This window comes from Pseudomonas sp. BMW13 (assembly GCF_013357275.1).
Classification (GTDB): domain Bacteria; phylum Pseudomonadota; class Gammaproteobacteria; order Pseudomonadales; family Pseudomonadaceae; genus Aquipseudomonas; species Aquipseudomonas khazarica.
In genome coordinates this window covers 111,153-135,168 of the sequence record NZ_SUKD01000001.1, presented here as the reverse complement: position 1 = coordinate 135,168, position 24,016 = coordinate 111,153, and the positions used below count along the sequence as shown (strand labels likewise).

The following is a 24,016-nucleotide window of genomic DNA, read 5'->3' as shown; positions in this document are numbered from 1 at the left end:
ATGCGGATCGCCGGCAAGCCGGCTCCTGCGACCGAGGGCAATCAATCCTTCACGAACAGCTGGCGCGGCACGTCGCAGAGGGTTTCCACGCCGCGTTCGGTGATCAGGATCGATTCGGTGATTTCCAGGCCCCAGTCGTCCAGCCACAGGCCGGGCATGAAGTGGAAGGTCATCCCCGGCTGCAGCACGCTCTCGTCGCTCGGACGCAGGCTCATGGTGCGTTCGCCCCAGTCCGGCGGATAACTGATACCGATGGGGTAGCCGCAGCGGCTGTCCTTGTGGATGCCGAACTTCTCCAGCACCTTGAAGAAGGCACGGGCGATATCGCCGGTGGTGTTGCCCGGCCTGGCCGCCTCCAGGCCGGCGGCGATGCCCTCGACCACCGCCTTCTCGCCATCGAGGAAATGCTGCGGCGGCTTGCCCAGGTAGATGGTGCGCGACAGCGGGCAGTGGTAGCGCTTGTAGCAGCCGGCGATCTCGAAGAAGGTGCCGGCGCCGCTGCGCATCGGCGAATCGTCCCAGGTCAGGTGCGGCGCGCTGGCGTCCGCCCCGGTGGGCAGCAGCGGCACGATGGCCGGGTAGTCGCCGCCATGACCGTCGGCACCGAGGATGCCGGTGCGGTAGATCTCGGCGACCAGCTCGTTCTTGCGCAGGCCGGGCTCGATCTTGTCGAAGATCGCCGCATGCATCTTCTCGACGATCTTCGCCGCGATGCGCATGTAGCCGATCTCGGTCGGCGACTTGATCGCCCGCTGCCAGTTGACCAGCGCGGTGCAGTCGACGAAGCGTGCGTTGGGCAGATTGCGTTGCAGCGAGGCGTAGGCGGCGGCGCTGAAGTAGTAGTTGTCCAGCTCCACGCCGATGCTGAGCTTGTCCCAGCCACGTGCGGCGATGACCTCACGGGACAGGTAGTCCATCGGGTGGCGCTCGGTGGACTGCACGTAGTGATCGGGGTAGCCGACGATGTTGCCCTGCTCCATGAACACCGTGCGCTTGGCGCCATTGGCATCCTGGCCACGGCCATACCAGACCGGCTCGCCGTCGAGCGCCAGCAGCACGCACTGGTGCACGTAGAACGACCAGCCGTCATAGCCGGTGAGCCAGGCCATGTTGGACGGGTCACTGACGATCAGCAGCTCGATGCCCCTGGCCTGCATGGCGCTGCGGGTCTTGGCCAGGCGCTGGGCATATTCCTCTCGGCTGAAGGGGAGGTTGACGACGATTTCGGACATGGATGAATCCCCGTGGTTTTTTGGGCTGTGAGAGGGGCCGGGCGACGTTCCGTTTGCGCCGCGACGAAGCTCCTCTCACAGGGTCATGAATCGAAGTTGAGGCCTTTGCCGGCCTGCCGCGCACGCTGATAGGCCAGGCTGGCGATGGCGGTGTCCTGGGCGCCGGTGCCGGTCAGGTCGCACAGGGTGATCTGCTCATCGGCGCTGCGCCCGGGCCGCTGGCCGGCGATCACCTGGCCCAGTTCGGCGAAGTCGGCATCGGCAGCCACCAGGCCTGCGGCGATGGCGTGGTTAAGCTCGCCGAGCACGCGGGTCTGGCTCAGGCGGTCGGCGACATAGGCGTCGACCTGCGCCAGCACGGCCGGGGCGATCTCGTTCTTGTGTTCGGCGTCCGAGCCCATGGCGGTGATGTGCAGGCCAGGGCGCAGGTGCCGTGGCTGGATCAGCGGTTCACGGCTGGGTGTGGTGCTGACGGCGATATCGGCGCCCTCCAGGGCGGCGTCGACGCTGTCCACGGCGCGGGCATCCTCCAACTCGGCGGCCATGGCCCGGGCCTTGGCCGGGTCGCGTGCCCAGATACGCACCTCGCGTACTTCGCGCACCAGGCGCAGCGCCTGCAGCTGCAAGCGCGCCTGCTCGCCGGCGCCGAGAATGGCGACCACCCCGGCGTCCTCGCGCGCCAGCCAGCGGGCCGCGACGGCGCCGGCAGCCGCGGTGCGCACGGCGGTGAGGTAGCCGTTGTCGAGCAGCAGGGCGTCGGCCAGGCCGGTCTGCGCGGAAAACAGCATCATCAGACCGTTGAGGCTGGGCAGGCCAAGCTTGGGGTTGTCGAAGAACCCGGGGCTGACCTTGATGGCGAAGTGCGCAACGCCCGGCAGGTAGGCGGTCTTCACATCCACCTCGCCGTTGTGCTCGGGGACGTCCAGACGCAGGATCGGCGGCATGGCCACGGCGGCGGTGGCGAGCAGGCGGAAGGCGTTCTCCACCACCGCCAGGCTGGCGCTGTCGAGGCCGACGCAGGCGCGCAGGTCGGCCTGGTTGAGAATCAGGGTCTTGGCCATGGCCACTCCTCAGGCTTCCGCACCATTGATGATGCGCAGGTGCTGGTCGATATCGATGTTGCGCCCGCTGATCACCACCACCACCGGGCCACGCGGTTGAATCAGGCCGTCGAGCAGCGCGGCGATGCCCACTGCGGCCGCACCTTCGACCACCAGTCGCTCCTCGCGGTAGGCGTGGCGGATGCCGCGGGCGATGGACGCCTCGTCGAGCAGATGCACCTGGTCGCACAGGTCGCGGGTAATGGCGTAGGTGTAGCGATTGTCCAGGCCGATGCCGCCGCCGAGGGAGTCGGCCAGGGTCGGCAGCTCCTCCACCTCGACCGGCGCGCCGGCCTCCAGGCTGGCGTGCATCGCCGCCCCCAGCCGCATGCTGACGCCGTGAGCGCGAATCGCCGGGCTGGCCGCCTTGATCGCCAGCGCCACGCCGGCGAACAGGCCGCCGCCGGACAGCGGCACCAGCACCTCGCAGACGTCCGGGCATTGCTCGAGAATCTCCAGGCCCAGGCTGCCCTGGCCGGCGATCACATGGGGATGGTCGAAGGGCGGGATGAACGCCGCGCCCTGCTCGCGGGCGATGCGCAGCGCTTCGAGCTGGGCATCGTCCTGGCTGCGGCCGCTGATCACCACCTCGGCGCCCAGCTCGCGGATGGCGCGCACCTTGTTCTGCGGCACCAGCTCGGACAGGCAGACGATGGCCTTCACGCCCTGCTGCGCGGCGGCAAAGGCCAGTGCGCGACCGTGGTTGCCGGTGGAGGCGGTGACCACGCCGCAGCGCTTGCGCCCGGCATCCAGCTGCGCCACCGCGTTGCTCGCGCCACGCAGCTTGAAGCTGCCGGTGGCCTGCTGCGACTCCAGCTTCAGCCACACCGGCACGCCGAGCAGGCGACTCAGGCTGGGCGAGTGCTCCAGCGGCGTCTGGCGTACCAGGCCGGCGATACGCTGGCGGGCCTGGAGCAGGTCATCGAAGGCAATGGAGGGCATGGCGCACGTTCCGTGAAGGTGTGCGGCCGAGTGTATGAGCGGGAAATTGACTGGCCGAATGTACTAGGACGATTTTTTCTTCGGCTTGCGGATAGGCATTGCCGCAAGGGTGTCGTCACGCCGGCGAACGCAGGGTGGATCACGCTGTATCGATCCACCATCACGGTGGACGTGAAAGGCGACGTCCACCCTACATTCCCGGATTTCATCCGGGCTACGGCAGGTGGTAGGAGCGGCTTCAGCCGCGAAACGTACACCTCACGCCAGTGAACGTAGGGTGGATCACGCTTCACCGATCCACCGTTGCGGTGGACGTGAATGGCGACGTCCACCCTACGTTCCCGGATTTCATCCGGGCTACGGGGCGGGTCGTAGGAGCGGCTTCAGCCGCGAAACGTACGCCTCACGCCAGTGAACGTAGGGTGGATCACGCTTCACCGATCCACCGCTTCGGTGGACGAGGAAAGGCGACGTCCACCCTACGGTTCTCAAAAATCATGCACCTTCGGGTACTGGCCGAACACGTCTCGGACGATCTGCACGCCCTGGCGCATCTTCGCCTCGCTGCATTCGGCGCCGACGCACAGCCGCACCGCGCGTGGCCTGGGCATGCCAGGCGGGACGAAGGGGTCGGGCAGGGTCAGCGCCACGTTGCGTCGGCGCAGCTCGCGCAGCAGGCTGTCGGTCTCCCAGCCCTCCGGCACACGCAGCCAGCTGTTGAGCGAGTAGGGGTGGTTGCCGATCAGGTGCTCGCCCAGCTCCTGCTCGACCAGCGCCTGGCGGTTGGCCAGGAGCTGACGCTGCAGCTGCACCAGGTCCTCGGCTTCGCCGGAGTCGATCCAGCGCGTCGCCACTTCGCCGAGCAGCGACGGCGCCATCCAGCTGTTGACCCGCAGGATGCTCTCGGTGCGCAGCGCCAGGCGCTTGGGCATCACCAGGTAGCCGATGCGCAGGCCGGTGAGCACCGACTTGGTCAGGCTGGTGCAGTAGAACGACAGCTCCGGCGCGTAATGGCTCAGCGGCCGCGAGGCCTGCTGACCGGCCAGCAGCGGGCCGTAGACGTCGTCCTCGATGATGTACACGCCATAGCGACGGGCGATCTCGGCGATCTCGCGGCGGCGCTCATCGGGCATCAGCGCGCTGGTCGGGTTGTTCAGGTTGGGCGTACAGACCAGCGCGGTGATGCGCTCGTTGCCGCACATGTCCTCGAAGTGCTCGGGATTCAACCCGTGGCGGTCCATCTCCAGTCCCTTGAGGGTAAAGCCGAGCACCTGCGAGCTGCCGATGGCGCCGTGGTCGGTCAGGCCTTCGCAGAGCACCACGTCATCCGGGCCGGCCAGCGTCGCCAGGGCGAGGAAGATGCCGTGGGCCGCGCCGCTGGTCAGCAACACGTCCTCGGTCCCCACATCCATGCCCAGACGTGCCAGCCAGCGTACCGCCGCCTCGCGCTGGTGCTGCATGCCGGCAATCGGGCGGAAGGCGTGAATCCAGGGCTGGTCAGGTTCCTGCGCCAGCTCCAGGCAGGTCTGCCGCCACAGGCGATCGTGGGCCTCGGTGTGGAGGATGCGCGCGTTGGAAAAGTCCATCAGCGCCTGCTCGCTGCGGTCGAGCATGCTGCTGGCCACCCGCTCGCTGGTACGCCGCGAGACGAAGCTGCCACGGCCCACCTCGCAGCGCACGCGGCCCTGACGCTCCAGCTCCTTGTAGGCGTTGGTCACGGTCTGCACGCTGATGCCCAGGGCATCGGAGACCTGGCGCTGCGGGGGCAACCGTTGACCGTCGATCAGGTTACCCTGTTCGATGTCGGCGGCGACCGCCTGGACCAGGAGCTTGTATTTCGACTCGCCCGGACGCGCGTTGGCCAGGGCCTTCTTCCAGTTCTGCATCGATGGCTTCCTCTGGCGACTGCAGGCAAGCATCCCGCGTGGGGCAGTGCGATTCAATTGTCCTAGTGCAATGCCGCAGCGAAAAAAGCCTTTGTATGCTCGGGCCAAGGGTGGAGAACAGTGCCTCGGCACCCCAGAACAACACCACCCGGCCGGCGCAGGTCCCGATCTGCGCGCCAACGCTCTTGATTTACCTGCCTCCTAACACAGCACGCCGCCGCTGGCGGACTACAAGAAACAGGAGAACACCAAGATGAGTAGCGTTATCCCCTCCCGCTTCGGTCACCTCGCACTGACCTGCGCCCTGCTCGGCGGCTTCGTCGCCGGCGCCCAGGCCTCGACCCTGGACAAGGTCAAGGACAGCAGCAGCGTGCGCATCGGCTACGCCAACGAGACGCCTTTCGCCTACACCGCGCTGGACGGCAGCGTCACCGGCGAGTCGCCGGAGATCGTCAGGAAGATCTTCGAGCAGATGGGCGTCAAGACCATCAACCCGGTGCTCACCGAATGGGGTTCGCTGATCCCCGGCCTGCGTGCCAGCCGTTTCGACCTGATCGCCGCCGGCATGTACATCACCCCCGAACGCTGCAAGCAGGTGCTGTTCACCGATCCGCACTACCAGTTGCCCGACACCCTGCTGACCAAGGCCGGCAACCCGAAGAATCTGCACAGCTACGCCGACATCGCCAAGAGCGGTGCCAAGGTGGCGATCATGGCCGGTACGGTGAATCTGGGATACGCCCGCAGCGCCGGTATCACCGACGAGCAGATTCTCCAGGTACCGGACACCACCGCCCAGCTGCAGGCCGTGCGCGCTGGCCGCGCCGATGCGGCGGTCGGCACCCAGCTGACCATGAAGGGCCTGGCCGAGAAGGGTGGCGACGGCGTCGAGGCCATCGCCGAATTCAACGACGACCCGGCCCACACCGGCTATGGCGCCCTGGCCTTCCGCCCGGAAGACAAGGACCTGCGCGATGCGGTGAACGCCGCGCTGAAGCAATGGCTCGGCAGCGAGGATCACCTGGCCACGGTGAAGCCCTTCGGCTTCGACCAGTCCAACATCACCGACAAGACCGCTGCCGAACTCTGCGCTCAGTAACCTGCGGTGTCTGCCGCGCACGCCAGTGCGCGGCATGAATCCTTCGACCGGTAGACATTCATGACCGATCTTCTCCCCCTGCTGTTGCAAGGCGCCTGGGTCACCGTGCAAGTCACCTTCTGGGGCTCGCTGCTGGCGATTGCCAGCGCCGTGCTCGCCGCCCTCGGCCGGCTGTCGCCGATCGGCCCGCTGCGCTGGCTGGCGATCACCTACATCGAGATCTTCCGTGGCACCTCGCTGCTGGTGCAGCTGTTCTGGCTGTACTTCGTGCTGCCGATGCCGCCGTTCAACATCGAGATGAGCGCCTTCGCCGTGGCCGTGGTCGGCCTCGGCCTGCACATCGGCGCCTATGGCGCGGAAGTCATGCGCGGCGCCATCCGTTCGGTCGCCAAGGGCCAGTACGAAGCCTGCACCGCGCTGAACATGACGCCGTTGCGGCGCTTCACCCGCATCATCCTGCCGCAGGCCCTGCTGGCGGCGATTCCACCCGGCACCAACCTGCTGATCGAGCTGCTGAAGAACACCTCGCTGGTGTCGCTGATCACCCTGTCGGACCTGGCCTTCCGCGCCCGCCAGCTGGACCAGGCGACCTTCATGACCCTGGAGATCTTCGCCCTGGCGCTGCTGCTGTATTTCCTCATGGCACAGGTGATCAACCTCGGCATGCGCCTGCTGGAACGACGCCTTGCCCGTGGCCGGATGCGCGGAGGCCTGCAATGAACTTCTTCGACTGGGACTTCGCCCTGAGCATCCTCCCGGACCTGCTCAAGGCCTCGCTCAATACCCTGCTGATCACCTTCGCCGGCTTCGCCATCGCCATCGTCGTCGGCCTGCTGCTGGCCATCGCCCGGCGCAGCAGGCACCTGTGGCTGTCCTGGCCGGTGGCCGGGCTGATCGAATTCATCCGCAGCACGCCGCTGCTGATCCAGGTGTACTTCCTGTTCTACGTGTTCCCCAACTACGGGCTGAACCTCACCGCGCTGCAGGCGGGGATCCTCGGCATCGCCCTGCACTACGCCTGCTACACCGCCGAGGTCTATCGCGCCGGCCTCGACGCCGTGCCGCGCGGCCAGTGGGAAGCGGTGACGGCGCTGAACATGGCGCCGCTGTCGGCGTACCGGCAGATCATCCTGCCGCAGGCGCTGCGGCCGATCCTCCCCGCGCTGGGCAACTACCTGGTGGCCATGCTCAAGGACACCCCGGTGCTGTCCGCGATCACCGTGGTGGAGATCATGCAGCAAGCCAAGAACATCGGCTCGGAGAGTTTCCGCTACCTCGAGCCCATCACCCTGGTCGGCCTGTTCTTCCTCGCCCTCAGCCTGGTCCTGGCCTGGTGCGTGCGGCGCATGGAAGATCGCCTGGAGGTCACTGCCCGATGACTGCTTTTATCAACTCGACCGCCGCTGCAGGGAGTTCCAGCATGCCCCAGCCCATCGTCCGCTTCACCGACGTGACCAAGCGTTACGGCAACCTCACCGTGCTCGACAAGCTCAACCTGGATGTCGCCCCCGGCGAGAAGGTGGCGATCATCGGCCCCAGTGGCTCGGGCAAGTCGACCCTGCTGCGCGCACTGATGACCCTGGAAAGCATCGACGAAGGCCTGATCGCCGTCGACGACGAGCCGCTGACCCACATGAGTACCCGCGACGGCCGTCTGGTGCCGGCCAGCGCCAGCTACCAGCGCAAGGTGCGCGGCAAGATCGGCATGGTGTTCCAGAGCTTCAACCTGTTCCCGCACATGTGCGCCTTGCAGAACGTCATCGAGGCGCCGATGCAGGTGCTCGGCCTGGGCCGGAAGGAAGCCAGCGAACGCGCCGAGGAGCTGCTGGCGATGGTCGGTCTGAGCGAGAAGCTGCGCCATTTCCCCTCGCAACTGTCCGGCGGCCAGCAACAGCGCGTGGCGATCGCCCGTGCGCTGGCGATGCGGCCCAAGGTGATGCTGTTCGACGAGGTCACCTCGGCGCTCGACCCGGAGCTGTGCGGCGAAGTGCTGGGGGTGATCCGCCGCCTCGGCAGCGAGCACAACCTGACCATGCTGATGGTCACCCACCAGATGGGCTTCGCCCGCGAGTTCGCCGACCGCGTGTGCTTCTTCCACCAGGGCCGCATCCACGAACAGGGCACCCCCGAGGAGTTGTTCGGCAATCCGCAGCAGGAACGCACGCAGGCATTTCTCAGCGCGGTGAACGAGGCCCACTGAGGCCGTCGCAGGCCCTGTCGTGGGAGCGGCTTCAGCCGCGATTGTTCACGGATGAATCCGCTCCTACGGAATCACGCCAGTTCAGTGGCATGCGCCAACGAGACTAACGCTGCTGCCGCGCCCTGATCGCCGCCAGCATCTTCTGCGCCAGCGCCGCGTAGTCACCGTCGAAGTGGTGGCCACCGCTGATCTGCAGGCGCTCTCCGGGGGCTCCGGCTTCGGTGCAGCCGCTCTCGGTCGCTTCCTCGCTGCCGTAGATGCAATACACCTTGGCCGCCGGAACCTTGCGCAGCTCCGGTCCGGTGGCAGCCTCCGCGCCATCCTTGCCGAGCCAGCCACTGACGGCGATCTCGAAGCTGCCGCTGCGGGCGAAGGCCAGCAGCAGCATGGCATCCACCTGCTGCTGGTCACTCGCCGGCAGACGGTTGTAGATCGCCGGCAGCACGTCGGCGCCGAAGGAATAGCCCGCCAGCACGAAGCGCCTGATGTGCCATTTCTCGCGGTACTCCTGCATCAGGCGCGACAGGTCGGCGGCACTGCGTTCCGGGCTCTTGCGCTGCCAGTAGTAGCGCAGGGTATCGATGCCCACCACCGGATAGCCGGCTGCGGCCAGGTGCTCGGCCGAGGCCCGGTCGAGATCGCGCCAGCCGCCGTCACCGGAGTAGAACAGGGTCAGGGTATCGGCCGCCTGCGCCGAAGGGTGCTCGACCACCGGCAGCGGCGCGCCCTGGCCGGCAAGCAGCTGCTGCAACTGGTCGGCCAGCAGGGTCGGCAGCGGCGTCCCCAGGGTGCCGATGCGCGGCTCGCCATTGCCCTGCTCGCGCAGGAAGCGCGCGTTGGCATCGCCGGGGTTGTCGTTCCACAGGGCGATCCAGTGGCCGTGCGCGGCCTTCTTCGGCAGCGCTTCGGCGCAATCGGGCTGGCCCAGGTCGAAGCCCACCGACAGCGCCTGCGCCTGGTCATCGTCCTGCGTCGCCAGCCAGCGCCAGGCCGAAGCGGCGGCCGGCCCGACGCCGGCGACGAGGGTCGGCTTGCCGCCCAGCAGCCCGCCGGCCTGATCGATCAGGCGCCGCTGCGCGCCGCAGTCGTGCGCCACGAAGGGCATCTGCAGCACACGCACGTCTCCTGCGTCGGCCAGCCGTCGCAGCAGCGCCTCGTCCAGCGCCTGCTCGGGCGGCGCGATCAGCAGCAGGCGCTGGCGCGCCTCGCCCTGGCTCAGCAGCTGCGCGCTCAGCCCCTGGATCTGCACCGTCTGCAGATGCGGCAGCGCACGCATCGACCACCACCAGGTCACCCCGCCCACCGCCAGGGCAGCCACCAGCAACAACCCGCCCAGTACCCCTGTCGCCTTGTTCATCTCAACGCCTCACCAGTCCACCCAGACCGCCGGCGATCAACGCGGCGGTGTCGGCCAATGCCACCCAGGGGTCGAGCCCGGCCGGCACGGCCAGATAGCGCGGTTCCCACTGCGGCAGGAACTTGTCCTTGAAGCGGCGCAGCCCCTGGAAGTTGTAGAAGCTCTCGCCGCGATCGAACACCAGCGCGCCCAGGCGCAACGGCAGCGGCGCCCCCTTGCGCGTCTGCAGGCCAGCCAGCGGCACCATGCCGAGGCTGAAGCGCGCATAGCCCTCGCCCTGGAATTGCTGGATCAGCCCGAGCATGAGGAATTCCATGGTCGACTTCGGCGCATCCGGCAGCACGCGCATCAGGTCGAGGCTGGCGACCGCTCGCGTCTGGCACTCCAGCAGGTTGGCGAAGGCCACCGCGCGCCCCTCGAAGCGCACCACCGCAATCCGAAAGTGCGCCAGGTACTCGGGGCTGAAGCGGCCGAGGGAGAAGCCCTTCTCGCGTACCTGCTTGCCCGCCAGCCAGGCAGCGGATATGCCCTGCAAAGCGTCCAGGGGTGCCGCGCCGGGGGCATGCAGCTCCAGACTCAGGCCATCGCGCTGGCCACGGTTCCAGGTGTAGCGCAGCGCCTTCATCTCCTTGCCGTTGCTGGCCAGGTCGAAGGTGTGCAGATCCACCAGCGCCTCCTCACCCAGTTTCAGTGCGGTCAGGCCGATGTCGATGTAGCCGGGCAGGTTCTCCGCCCGCACCTGGTAGAACACCGGCCGCGCATGGTGACGGTCGCACAGGTCGCGGAACTGCCAGATCAGCTCGGCGCGCGCCGCTGGCGGGCCGATGGGGTCGAACAACGCCACCAGGCTGCGGCCACGGCGGGCGTACATGAGAAACGCCTGGCCATCCGGGTGGAACAGCAGCGCCTTGTCGCCACTGAGCGCCAGGCCACCTTCCGGCTGCCGCGAGGCCTCGACGATGGTTCGTGCCCGCGCCAAGGCCTCGCCGTCAGGCAGGCGGATGCTCGGTGGCGTGGCACGCAGCAGCCAGGTCAGGCCGACCGCCAGCAGCACCAGGGCACTGCCCAGGGCGGCACGCAGGCCACGCGGGGCATTGCCGTCCAGTTCGAACTGCCACCACAGCTGGTGGCTGTAGGCGACATCCTGATAGACGAACAGCAGCAGCCAGACCGAGGCCGCGATCACGCCACTGGTGGCCGCCAGCGCCAGGCCCGAGGCCGGCATGTCGAGCAGCCGACTGGGTCGGTAGAACTCCCGGCGAAACAGCGCGAGCACCCCGGCGATAGCCGCCAGCACCAGCGCCTCCGGCCAGTCGAAGCCCTTGAGCAGCGACAGCACCACGCCCAGGCAGAGCAACACCAGGGTCAGCACCCAGGCGGCGGAAAGGCGCCGGCGCAGCCCCTGCGCCAGCAGCAGGCACAGCGTGCCGACCAGGCTCGCCGCCAGGTGCGAGGCGGCGATCAGCGGCGGCGGCATGAGAAAACCCAGGGCCTCGAGGTGCTCGTCCATGGTCGGCGTGACCCCGGAAAACAGCAGCACTGCGCCGGCGCAGAACACCAGCAGTGCCAGCAGCGGTACCGCCAGGTTGCTGGCCACCCTTGCCACGTGGCGCGGGAACCACAAGCGCCGCGCCTCCACCGCCAGCAGCAGAAGCCCGGCGACCAGCAACGGCAGCAGCACGTAGAGCAGACGGTAGAGCAGCATGGCCGCGACCAGCCCGGCCGGGTCGATGCGCGAGGAGAACGCCGCCAGCAGCACGGCCTCGAACACCCCGACACCACCCGGCACATGACTCAGCACACCGGCGGCCAGCGCCAGCATGTAGATCAGCACGAAGGACGAGAACGGCGGCGCCTCGGGCAGCAGGCAGTAGAGCACGCTGGCGGCGATCAGCACGTCGAGGCTGCTGATCAGCAGCTGCACCAGGCTCATGCGCACGCCGGGCAGGCGCAGGCTGAAGCGCCCCAGGTCCACTTGCCAGCAGCCGGGGGCAGGCCGCTCGGCCAGGCGTTTGCGCGCCAGCAGCAGGACCAGCGTCAGGGCGGCGAGCAGCACCGCCACGGCCAGCAACGCCAGCAACGGCGCCGGCAGGCGCAGCGCCGCCGAGGCGTCCGCCAGGTCGAAGAGGGCGGCCAGGGCCGCGAGAATCGGCAGGCTGATGCCGAGCGACAGGCTGGCGAACAGGCTCATTCGCGCCACATCGCCCGCGCCGAGCCCATTGCGCGTGTACAGGCGATAGCGCACCGAGCCCCCGGACAGCGCCGACAAGCCCACCGCGTTGCCGATGGCGAAGGCGCAGAAGCCCCCCAGCGCCAGGGTCGACGCGGGCAGGCGGACGTCGGCATAACGACTGGCCGACCACTCGTAGGCGAGCATCAGCAGAAAACCCAGCACGGTGGCCAGCATGGCCGCGAACAACGCCCGTGGCGGTACCGCCGCCAGTGAGTCGCGCACCTGATCCGGGTTGATCTCGCGCACCAGATGCCAACAGGCCAGCAGCGCCAGGCCGAACAGCAGCAACGACAGGCCGAGGCCGATCAGGTGACGCTGACGGTGCAGCCAGCCGGGGCGAGAAGGGGGAGGAAGTTCCGGCGCATCGGCGCCGTTAGCGGGGAGTTCGGATACCGCTCGACTCATGTCGAAACGCCTCTGATGGACGCCACCTCGGAGCGAGGTCTTGGTCAGAGTGCAGATGTAACGAAATGTTCCTCGGCTTTCCGCTTTTCGTCACGCGTACCGCAGCGTTTGCGCCGTCAGGCTTCGTCGAGGAAACGCAGGCCCGCGCCCTCGGCATCCACCCGCATCACTTCCATCTGCAGGATGGGCGCGGGGAAAGGCAGATCCTGGACCTGCCCGGTGACGTGGGTGCCAACGGCCAGGCCGGCCATGTCCGGATGCTTCACGTACACGCCGCTGTCGGACAGGTCGCGAGTCTGTGCCAGCAGCTCACCGAAACTCGGATGGCTGATCTTGATCCGGCACTTCATCGGGGTACGTACCTGCTGACGCTGGTTGGACATGACGGCTCCGAGGATTGGTCGAGCGATGTCGCCTTTAATAGCGCATTACCGCGCCGAGGCCCAGCAGGTGGCAGAAAAAAGGCGCCATCATGGCGCCTTCTTCGACAATCCTGCCCTGAAGCAGGACGTCAGTACCACTTGCCCTCGCCATCCGGGCGTTTCTTGAAGCGCTTCATGCTCCACATGTACTGACTCGGATAGGTGCGCACGTAACGTGCGATCACTTCGCTCATCGCCGCCACGCCCTCTTCCACGTTTTCGCTGTACATGCCTTCCGGCGCGGCCTCGAGAATCACCTTGTAACCGCTGCCGTCATCCAGGCGCACGGCATGCAGGAACACCCCGACCGCCTTGCCGCCGGTGAGCATGCCAGGGACGAACTTGCTGGTCAGGGCCAGGGTACCGAGGAAGGGCACGAACACCCCCGCCGAACGGCTCGGTTCCGGATCGGCGGGAATACCCACGGCGCCGCCCGAGCGCACTTCCTTGATGATGCGCAGGATGCCTTCCTTGGTTGACGGGGCCACACGGTTGCCCATCTGCACGCGTTGCTGCTGCAGCAACTCGTCGACCGCCTTGAGCTTCGGCGGGCGGTAGAAAACGATAGGTTTGCACTGGTTGCCGTAGAAGTGATTGAGCACTTCCCAGTTGCCCAGGTGACTGGTGATGCCGACCACGCCCTTGCCGGAGGCCAGCGCCTGCTGCAGCACTTCCAGGCCTTCCACTTCGCGGACCAGCTGGAGCGACTTCTGCGCCGGCCAGATCCAGGCGCAGGCGCTTTCGGTCAGGGTCTTGCCGATGTCCTTGAGGCTTTTCCCGACCAGGCGCTCGCGCTCGGCCTCGCTCAGCTCGGGAAAGCACTTGGCCAGGTTGATGCGCGCGACGTCACGCGAACCGTTCGGCAGCTTCCACATCAACCAGCCGATGGCATTGCCCACGGCCTGCACGGCACGCCAGGGCAGCAGTGCGAACAAGCGCAGGAACCCCACGACCAGGGCGCCCTTGAGTTTCTCCACGACAGACTCCAACCGCTCGGAAAGGCGTCAATTGTAGCGGCGCAGGAGCAGTGCAGTCAGTACAGGCTCGTCCGAACCCGTTGCTGCAGGTCGCGCTCGTAAGCCTCGACGTCGAACTCGTCGTCGAGGATGCAGCGGAAGATATCGCCGGCACGGGGCAGGCTGGCCCGCTCGACCTGACGCGCGGCATCCCACAACCCGGAGCGCAGCGCCGCCTTGGAACACTGGAAGTAGCAACTGTCGATGTGGATGCGCAGCACGCTGCGTGGCAACTTGCCCTGGGCGCGCCCCAGTTCGAGCAGTTCGGGGTCGAGAGAGATTTCCGCGCGACCATTGACCCGCAGGCTCTCGCCGACTCCGGGGATCAGGAACAGCAGCGCCACCTGAGGGTTCTGCACGATGTTGCGCAGGCTGTCGATGCGGTTGTTGCCGGGGCGGTCCGGCAGCAACAGGGTCTGGTCGTCGAGAATCTGCACGAACCCCGGCGCATCGCCTCGTGGCGAACAGTCCATGCCGTCCGCGCCGGTGCTGGCCAGGACCACGAAGGGCGAGGCCTCGATCAGCGCACGGTAGGGTGCGATCAGCCGTGGCAGCTCCTTGCGCCGCGAGCGTTCGTGGCTTTCGCCGTACAGTGCGAGCAATTCATCCAGCGTGGTGATGGTGGTCATGAGCCCTTCAATTGCGCGTAACGGTCGCAGTCGGTGGTGTGGTCCATCACCATACCCGTGGCCTGCATGAAGGCATAGCAGATCGTCGGGCCGACGAAGGTGAAGCCGGCCTTCTTCAGCGCCTTGCTCATCGCCTCGGCCTCGGGGGTCACGGCCGGCATCTGGCTGCGGTCGCTGAAGTGGTTGATCTTCGGCGCGCCGCCGACGAACGACCAGAGCAGCGTCACCGGGTCCTCCAGGCGCAACCAGGCCTGCGCGTTCTGGCGCACGGCCTTGAGCTTGAGGCGGTTGCGGATGATGCCGGGGTCCTGCATCAGCAGCTCGATCTCCTCGTCGCTCAACCGCGCCAGGCGCTCGGGGTCGAAGCCGTGCAGCACCTGGCGATAGCGCTCGCGCTTCTTCAGCACGGTGATCCACGACAGCCCGGCCTGCGCGCCTTCGAGCAGCAGCATCTCGAACAGATGGCGCGCATCGCGCTGCGGCACACCCCATTCCTCGTCGTGGTAGGCCTGGTAGAGCGGATCGTCGGTACACCAGAAGCAACGGGGCATGGCGGTAGGCCTCGGTCAGGATGAGGGGGTGACTATAGCCGCAAAACAACTGGATATAAATACAGTCGGCGCCGCCATTGGATGATGCCGATGTGCCGTACCCTGCGGCTTGCGTCGAGTTTCGATATACTCCCCGGCTTTCCCTCGCAAGCCTCCACAGGTGATTTCTTCGTGAGCCAGAACAAGCCTGCCGCACGCACCTTCCAGGACCTGATCCTGGCCCTGCAGAACTACTGGGCCGAACAGGGCTGCGTCGTGCTGCAACCCTATGACATGGAAGTCGGCGCCGGCACCTTCCACACCGCCACTTTCCTGCGCGCCGTCGGCCCGGAAACCTGGAACGCCGCCTACGTGCAGCCCTCGCGCCGCCCGACCGACGGCCGTTACGGGGAAAACCCCAACCGCCTGCAGCACTACTACCAGTTCCAGGTGGTCCTCAAGCCCAACCCGGAGAACTTCCAGGAGCTGTACCTGGGTTCTCTCAAGGCCATCGGCCTCGATCCGGAAGTCCACGACATCCGCTTCGTCGAGGACAACTGGGAGTCGCCGACCCTCGGCGCCTGGGGCCTGGGCTGGGAAATCTGGCTCAACGGCATGGAAGTCACCCAGTTCACCTACTTCCAGCAGGTCGGTGGCATCGAGTGCTACCCGGTGACCGGCGAGATCACCTATGGCCTGGAGCGCCTGGCCATGTACCTGCAGGGCGTCGACTCGGTCTACGACCTGATCTGGACCGACGGTCCGTTCGGCACCGTGACCTATGGCGACGTGTTCCACCAGAACGAAGTGGAGCAGTCGACCTACAACTTCGAGCACGCCAACGTCGAGAAACTGTTCGAACTGTTCGACTTCTACGAGAGCGAAGCCAACCGCCTGATCGAGCTGCAATTGCCGCTGCCGACCTACGAGATGGTGCTCAAGGCCTCGCACACCTTCAACCTGCTCGACGCTCGCCGCGCCATCTCGGTGACCGCGCGTCAGCAGTACATCCTGCGTGTACGCACCCTGGCCCGCGCCGTGGCGCAGAGCTACCTGCAGGCACGTGCCCGACTCGGCTTCCCCATGGCCACCCCGGAATTGCGTGACGAAGTACTGGCCAAGCTGGAGGCGCAAGCATGAGTGCACAAGATTTCCTGGTCGAGCTGGGCACCGAAGAGCTGCCACCTAAGGCCCTGAAAACCCTGGGCGACGCCTTCCTCGCCGGTATCGAGAAGGGCCTCAAGGCCGCTGGCCTGAACTACGCCAGCGCCCGTGCCTATGCCGCGCCGCGCCGCCTGGCGGTGCTGGTCGAGCAGCTCGAGGAGCAGCAGGCCGACCGCAGCATGAACCTCGACGGCCCGCCCATCCAGGCCGCCTTCGACGCCGACGGCAATCCCACCCAGGCCGCCCTGGGCTTCGCCCGCAAGTGCGGCGTGGACATTGCCGAGATCGACCGCAGCGGGCCGAAACTGCGTTTCGCCCAGCACATCCCTGGCCAGCCGGCCGTGAACCTGCTGCCGACCATCGTCGCCGACTCGCTCAACGACCTGCCGATTCCCAAACGCATGCGCTGGGCCGCTCGCCGCGACGAATTCGTGCGCCCGACCCAGTGGCTGGTGATGCTCTTCGGCGACAGCGTGGTCGACTGCGAGATCCTCACCCAGAAGGCTGGCCGCGTGTCCCGTGGCCATCGCTTCCACGCCAACCGTGACGTGCGCATCAGCAGCCCGGCGAACTACGCCGAGGACCTGCGCAGCGCCTATGTGCTGGCCGACTTCGCCGAGCGCCGTACGCTGATCAGCCAGCGCGTCGACCAGCTGGCCGCCGCGGAGCAGGGCACGGCCATCGTGCCGCCGGCGCTGCTGGACGAAGTCACCGCCCTGGTCGAATGGCCGGTGCCGCTGGTCTGCTCCTTCGAGGAACGCTTCCTCGAGGTGCCGCAGGAGGCGCTGATCAGCACCATGCAGGACAACCAGAAGTACTTCTGCCTGCTGGACGCGAACGGCAAGCTGCTGCCGCGCTTCATCACCGTGGCCAACGTCGAGTCCAAGGACCCGGCGCAGATCGTTTCCGGCAACGAGAAGGTCGTGCGCCCGCGCCTGACCGACGCCGAGTTCTTCTTCAAGCAGGACAAGAAGCAGAAGCTCGAAGGCTTCAACCAGCGCCTGGCCAATGTGGTGTTCCAGGCCCAGCTCGGTTCGGTGTTCGACAAGGCCGAGCGCGTCTCGGCGCTGGCCGGCTTCATCGCCCGCGAAGTCGGTGGCGATGCCCAGCGTGCCGCCCGTGCCGGCCTGCTGAGCAAATGCGACCTGGCCACCGAGATGGTCGGCGAGTTCCCGGAAATGCAGGGCATCGCCGGCTACTACTACGCGCTCAACGACGGTGAGCCGGAAGACGTCGCCCTGGCCCTGAACGAGCAGTACATGCCGCGCGGTGCCGGTGCCGAGCTGCCGAGCACCCTGACCGGTGCCGCGGTGGCCGTGGCCGACAAGCTCGACACCCTGGTCGGCATCTTCGGCATCGGCATGCTGCCCACCGGCTCCAAGGACCCCTACGCCCTGCGCCGCGCTGCCCTCGGCGTGCTGCGCATCCTCATCGAGAAGGGTCTGGACCTGGACCTGGCTGCCGCCGTCGATTTCGCCGTCGCCCAGTACGCCGGCAAGGTCAAGCACGATGGCCTGGCGGCCCAGGTGCTGGAATTCATCTTCGACCGCCTGCGTGCGCGCTACGAAGACGAAGGCATCGACGTCGCCGTGTACCAGTCCGTGCGGGCGGTCAACCCGACCTCGCCGCTGGACTTCGACCAGCGCGTGCAGGCCGTGCAGGCCTTCCGCAAACTGCCACAGGCCGAGGCCCTGGCCGCCGCCAACAAGCGCGTGTCGAACCTGCTGAGCAAGGCCGAAGGTGGCGTCGCCGCCCAGGTCGAAGCGCACTACTTCGACAACCCCAGCGAGTTCGCCCTGCACGCGGCGATCCAGCAGGCCGACCAGGCCGTACAGCCGCTGGCCGCTGGCCGCCAGTACGACGAGGCCCTGGCCAAGCTGGCCAGCCTGCGCGAGCCGGTGGACGCCTTCTTCGAGGCGGTGCTGGTCAACGCCGAGGATGCACGCGTACGTGCCAACCGCTATGCCCTGCTGGCCCGTCTGCGTGGCCTGTTCCTCGGCGTCGCGGATATCTCCCTGCTCGGCTGACACACGGCAGCGGCAAGCTACAGGCAGCATGGCGGCAAGCAGGCCGTCGCTGACTTGTAGCTTGCGGCTCGGAGCTTGCTGCTATGAAGTTACTGATCCTCGACCGCGACGGTGTCATCAACGAAGACTCCGACGCCTATATCAAGAGCCTCGACGAGTGGCTGCCGATTCCCTCGTCGATTGCCGCCATCGCGCGCCTGTCGCGTGCCGGCTGGACGGTGGCCGTGGCCACCAACCAGTCCGGAATCGCCCGAGGCTACTACGACCTGGCGACCCTGGAGTCGATGCATGCGCGCCTGCGCGAGCTGGTGGCGGAGCAGGGCGGTGAAGTCGGTCTGATCGTCTACTGTCCACACGGCCCGGACGATGGCTGCGACTGCCGCAAGCCAAAGCCGGGTATGCTCAGGCAGATCGCTGCGCACTACGGCACGGAATTGGCAGGTATCTGGTTCGTCGGTGACAGCAGCGGTGACCTGCAGGCGGCGCTGACCGTCGACTGTCAACCTGTGCTGGTGAAGACCGGCAAGGGCGAACGAACCCTGGCCAAGGCATTGCCGCCAGGAACCCTGGTATTCGACGATCTGGCGGCTGTCGCCGATCGACTGCTCTCATAAGGTGCGAAGTTCAATGGCGATCGTGCAGGCCCTCAGAATCACGCTTTTCTACCTGCTCCTGTCGTCCAGCTCCTTCTTCTGGTGCCTGATCAGCCTGCTGGTCGCGCCCTTGCTGCCCTTCCGCCAGCGCTATCGCTTCGTGGTCCAGGCCTGGTGCAACTGCGCGGTCTGGCTGGCCAAGGTGATCGTCGGCATCCGCTACGAGGTGCGTGGCCTGGAGCACATCCCCGAGCGCCCGTGCGTGATCCTCGCCAATCACCAGAGCACCTGGGAAACCTTCTTCCTCTCCGGCTTCTTCGAGCCGCTGTCGCAAGTGGTCAAGCGCGAGCTGCTGCGCGTGCCGTTCTTCGGCTGGGGCATGGCCCTGCTCAAGCCCATCGCCATCGACCGCAGCAACCCCAAGGCGGCGCTCAAGCAGATGGCCAAGCAGGGCGACGAGCGCCTCAAGCAGGGTGCCTGGGTCCTGGTGTTCCCCGAAGGCACGCGCATTCAGCCAGGGCAGATCGGCAAGTTCTCCCGCGGCGGCGCGGCGCTCGCGGTCAACGCCGGCCTGCCGGTACTGCCCATCGCCCACAACGCCGGCGAGTTCTGGCCCAAGGAGGGCTGGGGCAAGCGCTCCGGCACCATCCAGGTGATCATCGGCGCGCCCATGCATGCCGAGGGCGAGGGCCCGCGTGCCATCGCCGAGCTCAACGAGCGTGCCTTCCAGTGGGTCTGCCAGCAACAGGCGGCGATGCGCGGTGAAGAACCGGTACTGAGCCGCCTCGGCGAATCGCTCTAGCTGTGGATAAGCTGTGCGTCAAATACCAGCAATGCGCCATCATAAGGTTCAAGCACATGATTTTCCTGGAGATTGGGCAGCACTAGGAAAATCGGCCTGTAGGGTATAACTTGCCTGAATGCCAATGCATGCCTCACAAGGCTCGACGGGCGCACAGTCTCGCCCCTGCAGATGGCCGATGATCCGATCGGGAAAAGGAATTCGCTGCCATGCCATCGATCTACCAGCTCAAGCCTGCCTTCCAGAATCTGTTGCGCCCGGGCGTCGAACGCCTCCATGCGCGTGGCGTCACCGCCAACCAGGTGACCCTGACGGCCGCGATCGTTTCCCTGTTGCTCGGTGCCCTGCTCGCGGCCTACAGCCAGCTGGCCTGGTTGTTCGCCCTGATCCCGCTGTGGATGCTGCTGCGCATGGCGCTGAATGCCGTCGATGGCATGCTGGCCCGTGAATTCGGCCAGCAATCGAAACTCGGCGCCTACCTCAACGAACTCTGCGACGTGATCGCCGACAGCGCCCTGTACCTGCCCTTCGCCCTGCTGCCGGGCGTCTCACCGCTGCTGGTGGTGGTCGTGGTCCTGCTGGCAGTGATCAGCGAATACGCCGGCGTGCTCGGCCCCATGGTCGGCGCGTCACGCCGCTACGACGGCCCGATGGGCAAGAGCGACCGCGCCTTCTGCTTCGGCGTGCTCGGTGCCGGCGTCGCCACCGGGCTGCTCTCGGCCTGGTGGATCAACGCCCTGCTGGCGCTGGTCCTGGCCCTGCTGCTCTATACCCTCTACAACCGCGTTCGCCATGGGCTGGCCGAAACGGCCTGAGCCATCCTCGGAATAAGGAGATTCCATGCGCCCCGTCCAACTGCACACCTTCACCACCCACGACGGCGTCGAACTGAGCTATCGCCACTGGCCCGCCAGCGCCCCCGAAGAGGGCCCGCGACAGGCGGTCCTGCTGTTCCATCGCGGCCATGAGCACGGCGGGCGCATGGCTCACCTGGTGGATGAGCTGGACCTGCCACACTGCGACTTCTTCGCCTGGGACGCCCGTGGCCACGGCCTTTCGCCCGGCGCGCGGGGCGACAGCCCGAGCTTCGCCACCAGCGTGCGTGACGTGCAGACCTTCGTCGAGCACATCGGCAGCCGGCATGGCATCGTCGAGCAGGACCTGGCCGTGGTCGCGCAGAGCGTCGGGGCGGTGATCATCGCCACCTGGGCCCACGACTATGCCCCCAAGGTGCGCTGCCTGGTGCTCGCCTCGCCGGCCTTCAAGGTCAAGCTCTACGTGCCGTTCGCCCGCCCCGGCTTGAAGTTGCTGCATGCCTGGCGCGGCAATTTCTTCGTCAACAGCTACGTCAAGGCCAGGTTCCTGACCCACGACCCGGAGCGCATCGCCTCGTTCGACAACGATTCGCTGATCGCCCGCCCCATCTCGGTCACCATGCTCCTGGGCCTGTACGAGGCGGCCGATCGCATCGTCGCCGATGCCCAGGCGATTCAGGTGCCGACCCAGCTGCTGATTTCCGCTGCGGACTTCGTCGTACAGCGCAAACCGCAGGAAGCCTTCTTCGAGCGCCTCGGCAGCGTACGCAAGGAGAAGCACCTGCTGCCCGGCTTCTTCCACGACACCCTCGGCGAGCGTGACCGGGCCCATGCACTGAGCCGCGCCCGCCGCTTCATCCTGCGCAACTTCGAGCAACCCATGGCACGGCCGTCGCTGCTCGACGCCGACCGCCTGGGCGTCACCTGCGCCGAAGCCGAGGAGCTGGCTGCGCCCTTGCCGCAGAACTCGCTGCGCGACCTGTACTGGCGCGCCACCCGCGCCGGCATGCGCCTCGGCAGCGGCCTGTCGGACGGGGTCAAGCTGGGTTTCGACACCGGCTTCGACTCCGGCAGCACGCTGGACTACGTCTACCGCAACCAGCCCAGCGGCAAGGGCGCGCTGGGCCGGCTGATCGACCGGAACTACCTGGACTCCATCGGCTGGCGTGGCATCCGCCAGCGCAAGCTGCATGCCGAGGAGCTGCTGCGCCTGGCCATGCTCAGGCTGCGTGAGGCAGGCAAGGCCGTGCGCATCGTCGACATCGCCGCTGGCCATGGCCGTTACATCCTCGAATCGCTGGAGGGCCAGGAACAGCGTCCGGACTCGATCCTCCTGCGCGACTACAGCGACATCAACGTTCGCGACGGCAATGCGCTGATCCAGCAGAAGGATCTCGGCGACATCGCCCGTTTCGTCAAGGGCGATGCCTTCGACCGCGAAGACCTCGCGGCGCTCGATCCCAAACCGACCCTGGCGGTGGTCTCCGGCCTGTACGAACTGTTCGGCAGCAACCAGATGGTCGGCGACTCACTGGCGGGCCTGGCGGCAGCGGTCGAGGAGGGCGGCTACCTGGTCTACACGGGGCAACCCTGGCACCCGCAGCTGGAGCTGATCGCCCGCGCCCTGACCAGCCACCGTGACGGCCAGGCCTGGGTCATGCGCCGGCGCAGCCAGGCGGAGATGGACCAGCTGGTCGAGGCAGCAGGCTTCCGCAAGGTGGCCCAGCGTATCGATCAGTGGGGCATCTTCAGCGTGTCCCTGGCGCAACGGGTGAAGTGATGCAGAGCACCCGCGAGCAGGGATTGTGGAAGCGGGGCGTTCTCTGGCTGCTGTTGCTCGGCCCGCTGTTCTTCGCCAGCTACGGCTTCGCCAACTGGTTCACCGGCCAGCGTGACGATGTCGGCAGCCTGGTCTTCGCCTGGGAGACGCAGGTGCCGCTCTGGCCCTGGACCATCGTGCCCTACTGGTCGATCGACCTGCTCTACGGCCTGTCGTTCCTGCTGCCCGCGTGCCGCCGCGAGATGGACCGCCATGCGCTGCGCCTGCTCGCCGCGCAGGTGATCTGCGTGGCCTGCTTCCTCCTCTGGCCGCTGCGCTTCACCTTCGAGCGCCCCCCTCTGGAGGGCACGTTCGGCATGCTCTTCGACCTGCTGATGGGTTTCGACAAACCCTTCAACCAGGCACCCTCTCTGCACATCACGCTGCTGGTGATCATCTGGGCGATGTTCGCCAACCATGCCCGCGGCCCGCTCTGGCGCGGACTGCTGCACCTGTGGATGGGGCTGATCGGCCTGTCCGTGCTGACCACCTGGCAACACCACTTCATCGACGTGCCCACCGGGCTGCTCGCCGGCTTCTTCTGCCTCTGGCTGCTGCCGCTGCAGGGCAGCACGCCGTTGCAGCACATGCGCCTGGCCACTGATCCTCGTCACTGGCGCCTGGCACTGCGCTACAGCCTCGGCGCGCTGCTGTGCTCGGCACTGGCGGTCAACCTGGGCGGTGCCTGGCTGTGGCTGTTGTGGCCGAGCGTTTCCCTGGCCATGGTCGCACTCAACTACCTGCTGTTCGGCGCGGCCGGCTTCCAGAAGCAAGCCAATGGGCGTCTCAGCCCGGCGGCTACGGCACTGCTCGGCCCGTACCTGCTCGCCGCCTGGATCAATTCGCGGCTATGGACGTACCGCCAGCCCGCGCCCAGCCTGGTGGTCGACGGTATTCACCTCGGCCGTCTGCCTGCGGCGGGCGATCTCGACGGCTACGCCGCGCTGGTCGACCTGTGCGCCGAACTACCCGCAGCACCGGGCACGCTGGCCTATTGCAGCCTGCCGGCACTGGACCTGGTTGCACCGGATGCCGCGACATGCCGACACGCCGCCGAAGCCATCGAGCGCCTGCGCCATCAGGGGCCGCTGCTGGTCTGTTGCGCCCTGGGCTACTCACGCAGCGCCACCGCCGTCGCGGCCTGGCTGCTGCACAGCGGGCGCTGCGGCGATGTGCACAGCGCGGTCGAGCTGATCCGCCAGGCCCGCCCACAGGTGGTGCTCGGTCCACAGCATCTGGCAGCGCTGCAGCGCCTGCTCGAGGCCCCACAACAGGTGGAGGTCGCCCATGCAGGCTGACCTGCAACTGGTCGCCGCGCTGCTGCGACGCGGACGCAGCGTCGATCACTTTTCCACTGCGCTGAGCCTGGTCGCTGTCGTGCTCGGGCTGTCGCCCCTGCTGGGTGCGCCAGGCGGCCTCGGCCTGGGGCTGTTCTGCGCGGCATTGCTGCTGGTCGGGCTCGCCGAGAAGTACTGGGCACTGCGCGTCGCCCTGGACGCCGAACTGTTCCAGCAACTGGCGTGCGCCGGTGAGCAGCTGGACGCGCACACCGAGGCGCTGGATCAGGCGCTGCAGCGCCTCGGCCTGCAACCTGCCGAACAGGCCGGGCGCAGCTGGAGCCTGCGCTGCCAGGGTGCACTCGGCCTGCTGCGTAGGCAGGTACTGTGCCTGCTGTTCCAGGCTGTGCTCGTGCTGTCGGGCATCGTCTTCATTCACGCATTTCCCCCACCCGGTTAAGGAGTCGC

General features: G+C 67.1%; 22 protein-coding genes. 12 read left to right on the top strand and 10 right to left on the bottom strand.

The window, feature by feature from the left end; translation table 11 throughout:
* Window positions 1-41 precede the first annotated feature (41 nt).
* The 4 genes from doeA to E4487_RS00605 all read right to left on the bottom strand — a co-directional run bounded on the left by doeA (window position 42) and on the right by E4487_RS00605 (window position 5,160).
* Window positions 42-1,232, bottom strand: coding sequence for an ectoine hydrolase DoeA (gene doeA / locus E4487_RS00620; protein WP_175252516.1), 1,191 nt, complete (start codon window positions 1,230-1,232; stop codon window positions 42-44).
* Window positions 1,233-1,315: 83 nt separating this feature from the next.
* A complete protein-coding gene (gene eutC, locus E4487_RS00615) occupies window positions 1,316-2,293 on the bottom strand; it encodes an ectoine utilization protein EutC (RefSeq protein ID WP_037052291.1) in 978 nt (325 codons plus the stop codon).
* Window positions 2,294-2,302: 9 nt separating this feature from the next.
* Window positions 2,303-3,274 carry a hydroxyectoine utilization dehydratase EutB gene (eutB, locus tag E4487_RS00610; protein WP_175252515.1) on the bottom strand — a complete coding sequence of 324 codons (972 nt, stop codon included), beginning with the start codon at window positions 3,272-3,274 and terminating at the stop codon, window positions 2,303-2,305.
* A 488-nt stretch (window positions 3,275-3,762) separates the two neighbouring features.
* On the bottom strand, window positions 3,763-5,160 hold the full coding sequence (locus E4487_RS00605; RefSeq protein ID WP_047590717.1) for a PLP-dependent aminotransferase family protein: 1,398 nt from the start codon (window positions 5,158-5,160) through the stop codon (window positions 3,763-3,765).
* A 253-nt stretch (window positions 5,161-5,413) separates the two neighbouring features.
* Here E4487_RS00605 and ehuB point away from each other — a divergent pair, with 253 nt between their 5' ends.
* The 4 genes from ehuB to ehuA are packed head-to-tail and all read left to right on the top strand — an operon-like array spanning window position 5,414 to window position 8,459.
* Window positions 5,414-6,259: an ectoine/hydroxyectoine ABC transporter substrate-binding protein EhuB gene (gene ehuB / locus E4487_RS00600; protein ID WP_175252514.1), complete on the top strand. Its 846-nt coding sequence runs from the start codon at window positions 5,414-5,416 to the stop codon at window positions 6,257-6,259.
* A gap of 60 nt (window positions 6,260-6,319) precedes the next feature.
* Entirely contained in the window at window positions 6,320-6,979 is a 660-nt protein-coding gene (gene ehuC / locus E4487_RS00595) for an ectoine/hydroxyectoine ABC transporter permease subunit EhuC (protein ID WP_037052301.1), read from the top strand.
* Window positions 6,976-7,638, top strand: coding sequence for an ectoine/hydroxyectoine ABC transporter permease subunit EhuD (gene ehuD, locus E4487_RS00590; RefSeq protein ID WP_037052304.1), 663 nt, complete (start codon window positions 6,976-6,978; stop codon window positions 7,636-7,638). The genes ehuC and ehuD overlap by 4 nt, the downstream gene beginning before the upstream one ends.
* A gap of 41 nt (window positions 7,639-7,679) precedes the next feature.
* Window positions 7,680-8,459: an ectoine/hydroxyectoine ABC transporter ATP-binding protein EhuA gene (ehuA, locus tag E4487_RS00585; protein WP_037052305.1), complete on the top strand. Its 780-nt coding sequence runs from the start codon at window positions 7,680-7,682 to the stop codon at window positions 8,457-8,459.
* A gap of 103 nt (window positions 8,460-8,562) precedes the next feature.
* Here ehuA and E4487_RS00580 read toward each other — a convergent pair whose 3' ends face one another.
* From E4487_RS00580 to E4487_RS00555, 6 genes are all read right to left on the bottom strand, one after another.
* On the bottom strand, window positions 8,563-9,816 hold the full coding sequence (locus E4487_RS00580) for a virulence factor family protein (RefSeq protein ID WP_373921495.1): 1,254 nt from the start codon (window positions 9,814-9,816) through the stop codon (window positions 8,563-8,565).
* Window position 9,817: 1 nt separating this feature from the next.
* Entirely contained in the window at window positions 9,818-12,454 is a 2,637-nt protein-coding gene (gene mprF / locus E4487_RS00575) for a bifunctional lysylphosphatidylglycerol flippase/synthetase MprF (RefSeq protein ID WP_175252513.1), read from the bottom strand.
* Window positions 12,455-12,570: 116 nt separating this feature from the next.
* Window positions 12,571-12,837, bottom strand: a complete 267-nt coding sequence (locus E4487_RS00570; RefSeq protein WP_037052309.1) for a PilZ domain-containing protein — start codon at window positions 12,835-12,837, stop codon at window positions 12,571-12,573.
* 128 nt (window positions 12,838-12,965) lie between these two features.
* On the bottom strand, window positions 12,966-13,853 hold the full coding sequence (locus tag E4487_RS00565) for a lysophospholipid acyltransferase (protein WP_175252512.1): 888 nt from the start codon (window positions 13,851-13,853) through the stop codon (window positions 12,966-12,968).
* A gap of 56 nt (window positions 13,854-13,909) precedes the next feature.
* Window positions 13,910-14,521: a pyridoxamine 5'-phosphate oxidase family protein gene (locus E4487_RS00560; protein WP_175252511.1), complete on the bottom strand. Its 612-nt coding sequence runs from the start codon at window positions 14,519-14,521 to the stop codon at window positions 13,910-13,912.
* Window positions 14,518-15,072 carry a DNA-3-methyladenine glycosylase I gene (locus E4487_RS00555; RefSeq protein WP_037052317.1) on the bottom strand — a complete coding sequence of 185 codons (555 nt, stop codon included), beginning with the start codon at window positions 15,070-15,072 and terminating at the stop codon, window positions 14,518-14,520. The genes E4487_RS00560 and E4487_RS00555 overlap by 4 nt, the downstream gene beginning before the upstream one ends.
* A gap of 171 nt (window positions 15,073-15,243) precedes the next feature.
* Here E4487_RS00555 and glyQ point away from each other — a divergent pair, with 171 nt between their 5' ends.
* The 8 genes from glyQ (at window position 15,244) to E4487_RS00515 (ending at window position 24,008) form a co-directional block, all read left to right on the top strand.
* Window positions 15,244-16,191, top strand: a complete 948-nt coding sequence (glyQ, locus tag E4487_RS00550; RefSeq protein WP_037052319.1) for a glycine--tRNA ligase subunit alpha — start codon at window positions 15,244-15,246, stop codon at window positions 16,189-16,191.
* The gene (gene glyS, locus E4487_RS00545; protein ID WP_037052321.1) at window positions 16,188-18,242 is read left to right on the top strand and encodes a glycine--tRNA ligase subunit beta; all 2,055 of its coding nucleotides are present in this window, start codon (window positions 16,188-16,190) and stop codon (window positions 18,240-18,242) included. Before glyQ ends, glyS begins: the two co-directional genes overlap by 4 nt.
* A gap of 83 nt (window positions 18,243-18,325) precedes the next feature.
* Window positions 18,326-18,856 (top strand): D-glycero-beta-D-manno-heptose 1,7-bisphosphate 7-phosphatase, encoded by a 531-nt coding sequence (gene gmhB, locus E4487_RS00540; RefSeq protein WP_047592359.1) that lies wholly within the window; start codon window positions 18,326-18,328, stop codon window positions 18,854-18,856.
* Window positions 18,857-18,869: 13 nt separating this feature from the next.
* Complete coding sequence (locus tag E4487_RS00535; protein WP_134676629.1) at window positions 18,870-19,637, top strand: 1-acyl-sn-glycerol-3-phosphate acyltransferase; 768 nt, start codon at window positions 18,870-18,872, stop codon at window positions 19,635-19,637.
* A 209-nt stretch (window positions 19,638-19,846) separates the two neighbouring features.
* Entirely contained in the window at window positions 19,847-20,452 is a 606-nt protein-coding gene (locus E4487_RS00530) for a CDP-alcohol phosphatidyltransferase family protein (protein ID WP_152487458.1), read from the top strand.
* Between the two features lie 25 nt (window positions 20,453-20,477).
* On the top strand, window positions 20,478-22,232 hold the full coding sequence (locus E4487_RS00525) for a bifunctional alpha/beta hydrolase/class I SAM-dependent methyltransferase (protein WP_175252510.1): 1,755 nt from the start codon (window positions 20,478-20,480) through the stop codon (window positions 22,230-22,232).
* On the top strand, window positions 22,232-23,569 hold the full coding sequence (locus tag E4487_RS00520) for a phosphatase PAP2/dual specificity phosphatase family protein (RefSeq protein ID WP_175252509.1): 1,338 nt from the start codon (window positions 22,232-22,234) through the stop codon (window positions 23,567-23,569). Before E4487_RS00525 ends, E4487_RS00520 begins: the two co-directional genes overlap by 1 nt.
* Window positions 23,559-24,008 carry a hypothetical protein gene (locus E4487_RS00515; protein WP_175252508.1) on the top strand — a complete coding sequence of 150 codons (450 nt, stop codon included), beginning with the start codon at window positions 23,559-23,561 and terminating at the stop codon, window positions 24,006-24,008. The genes E4487_RS00520 and E4487_RS00515 overlap by 11 nt, the downstream gene beginning before the upstream one ends.
* The last annotated feature ends 8 nt before the right edge of the window (window positions 24,009-24,016 follow it).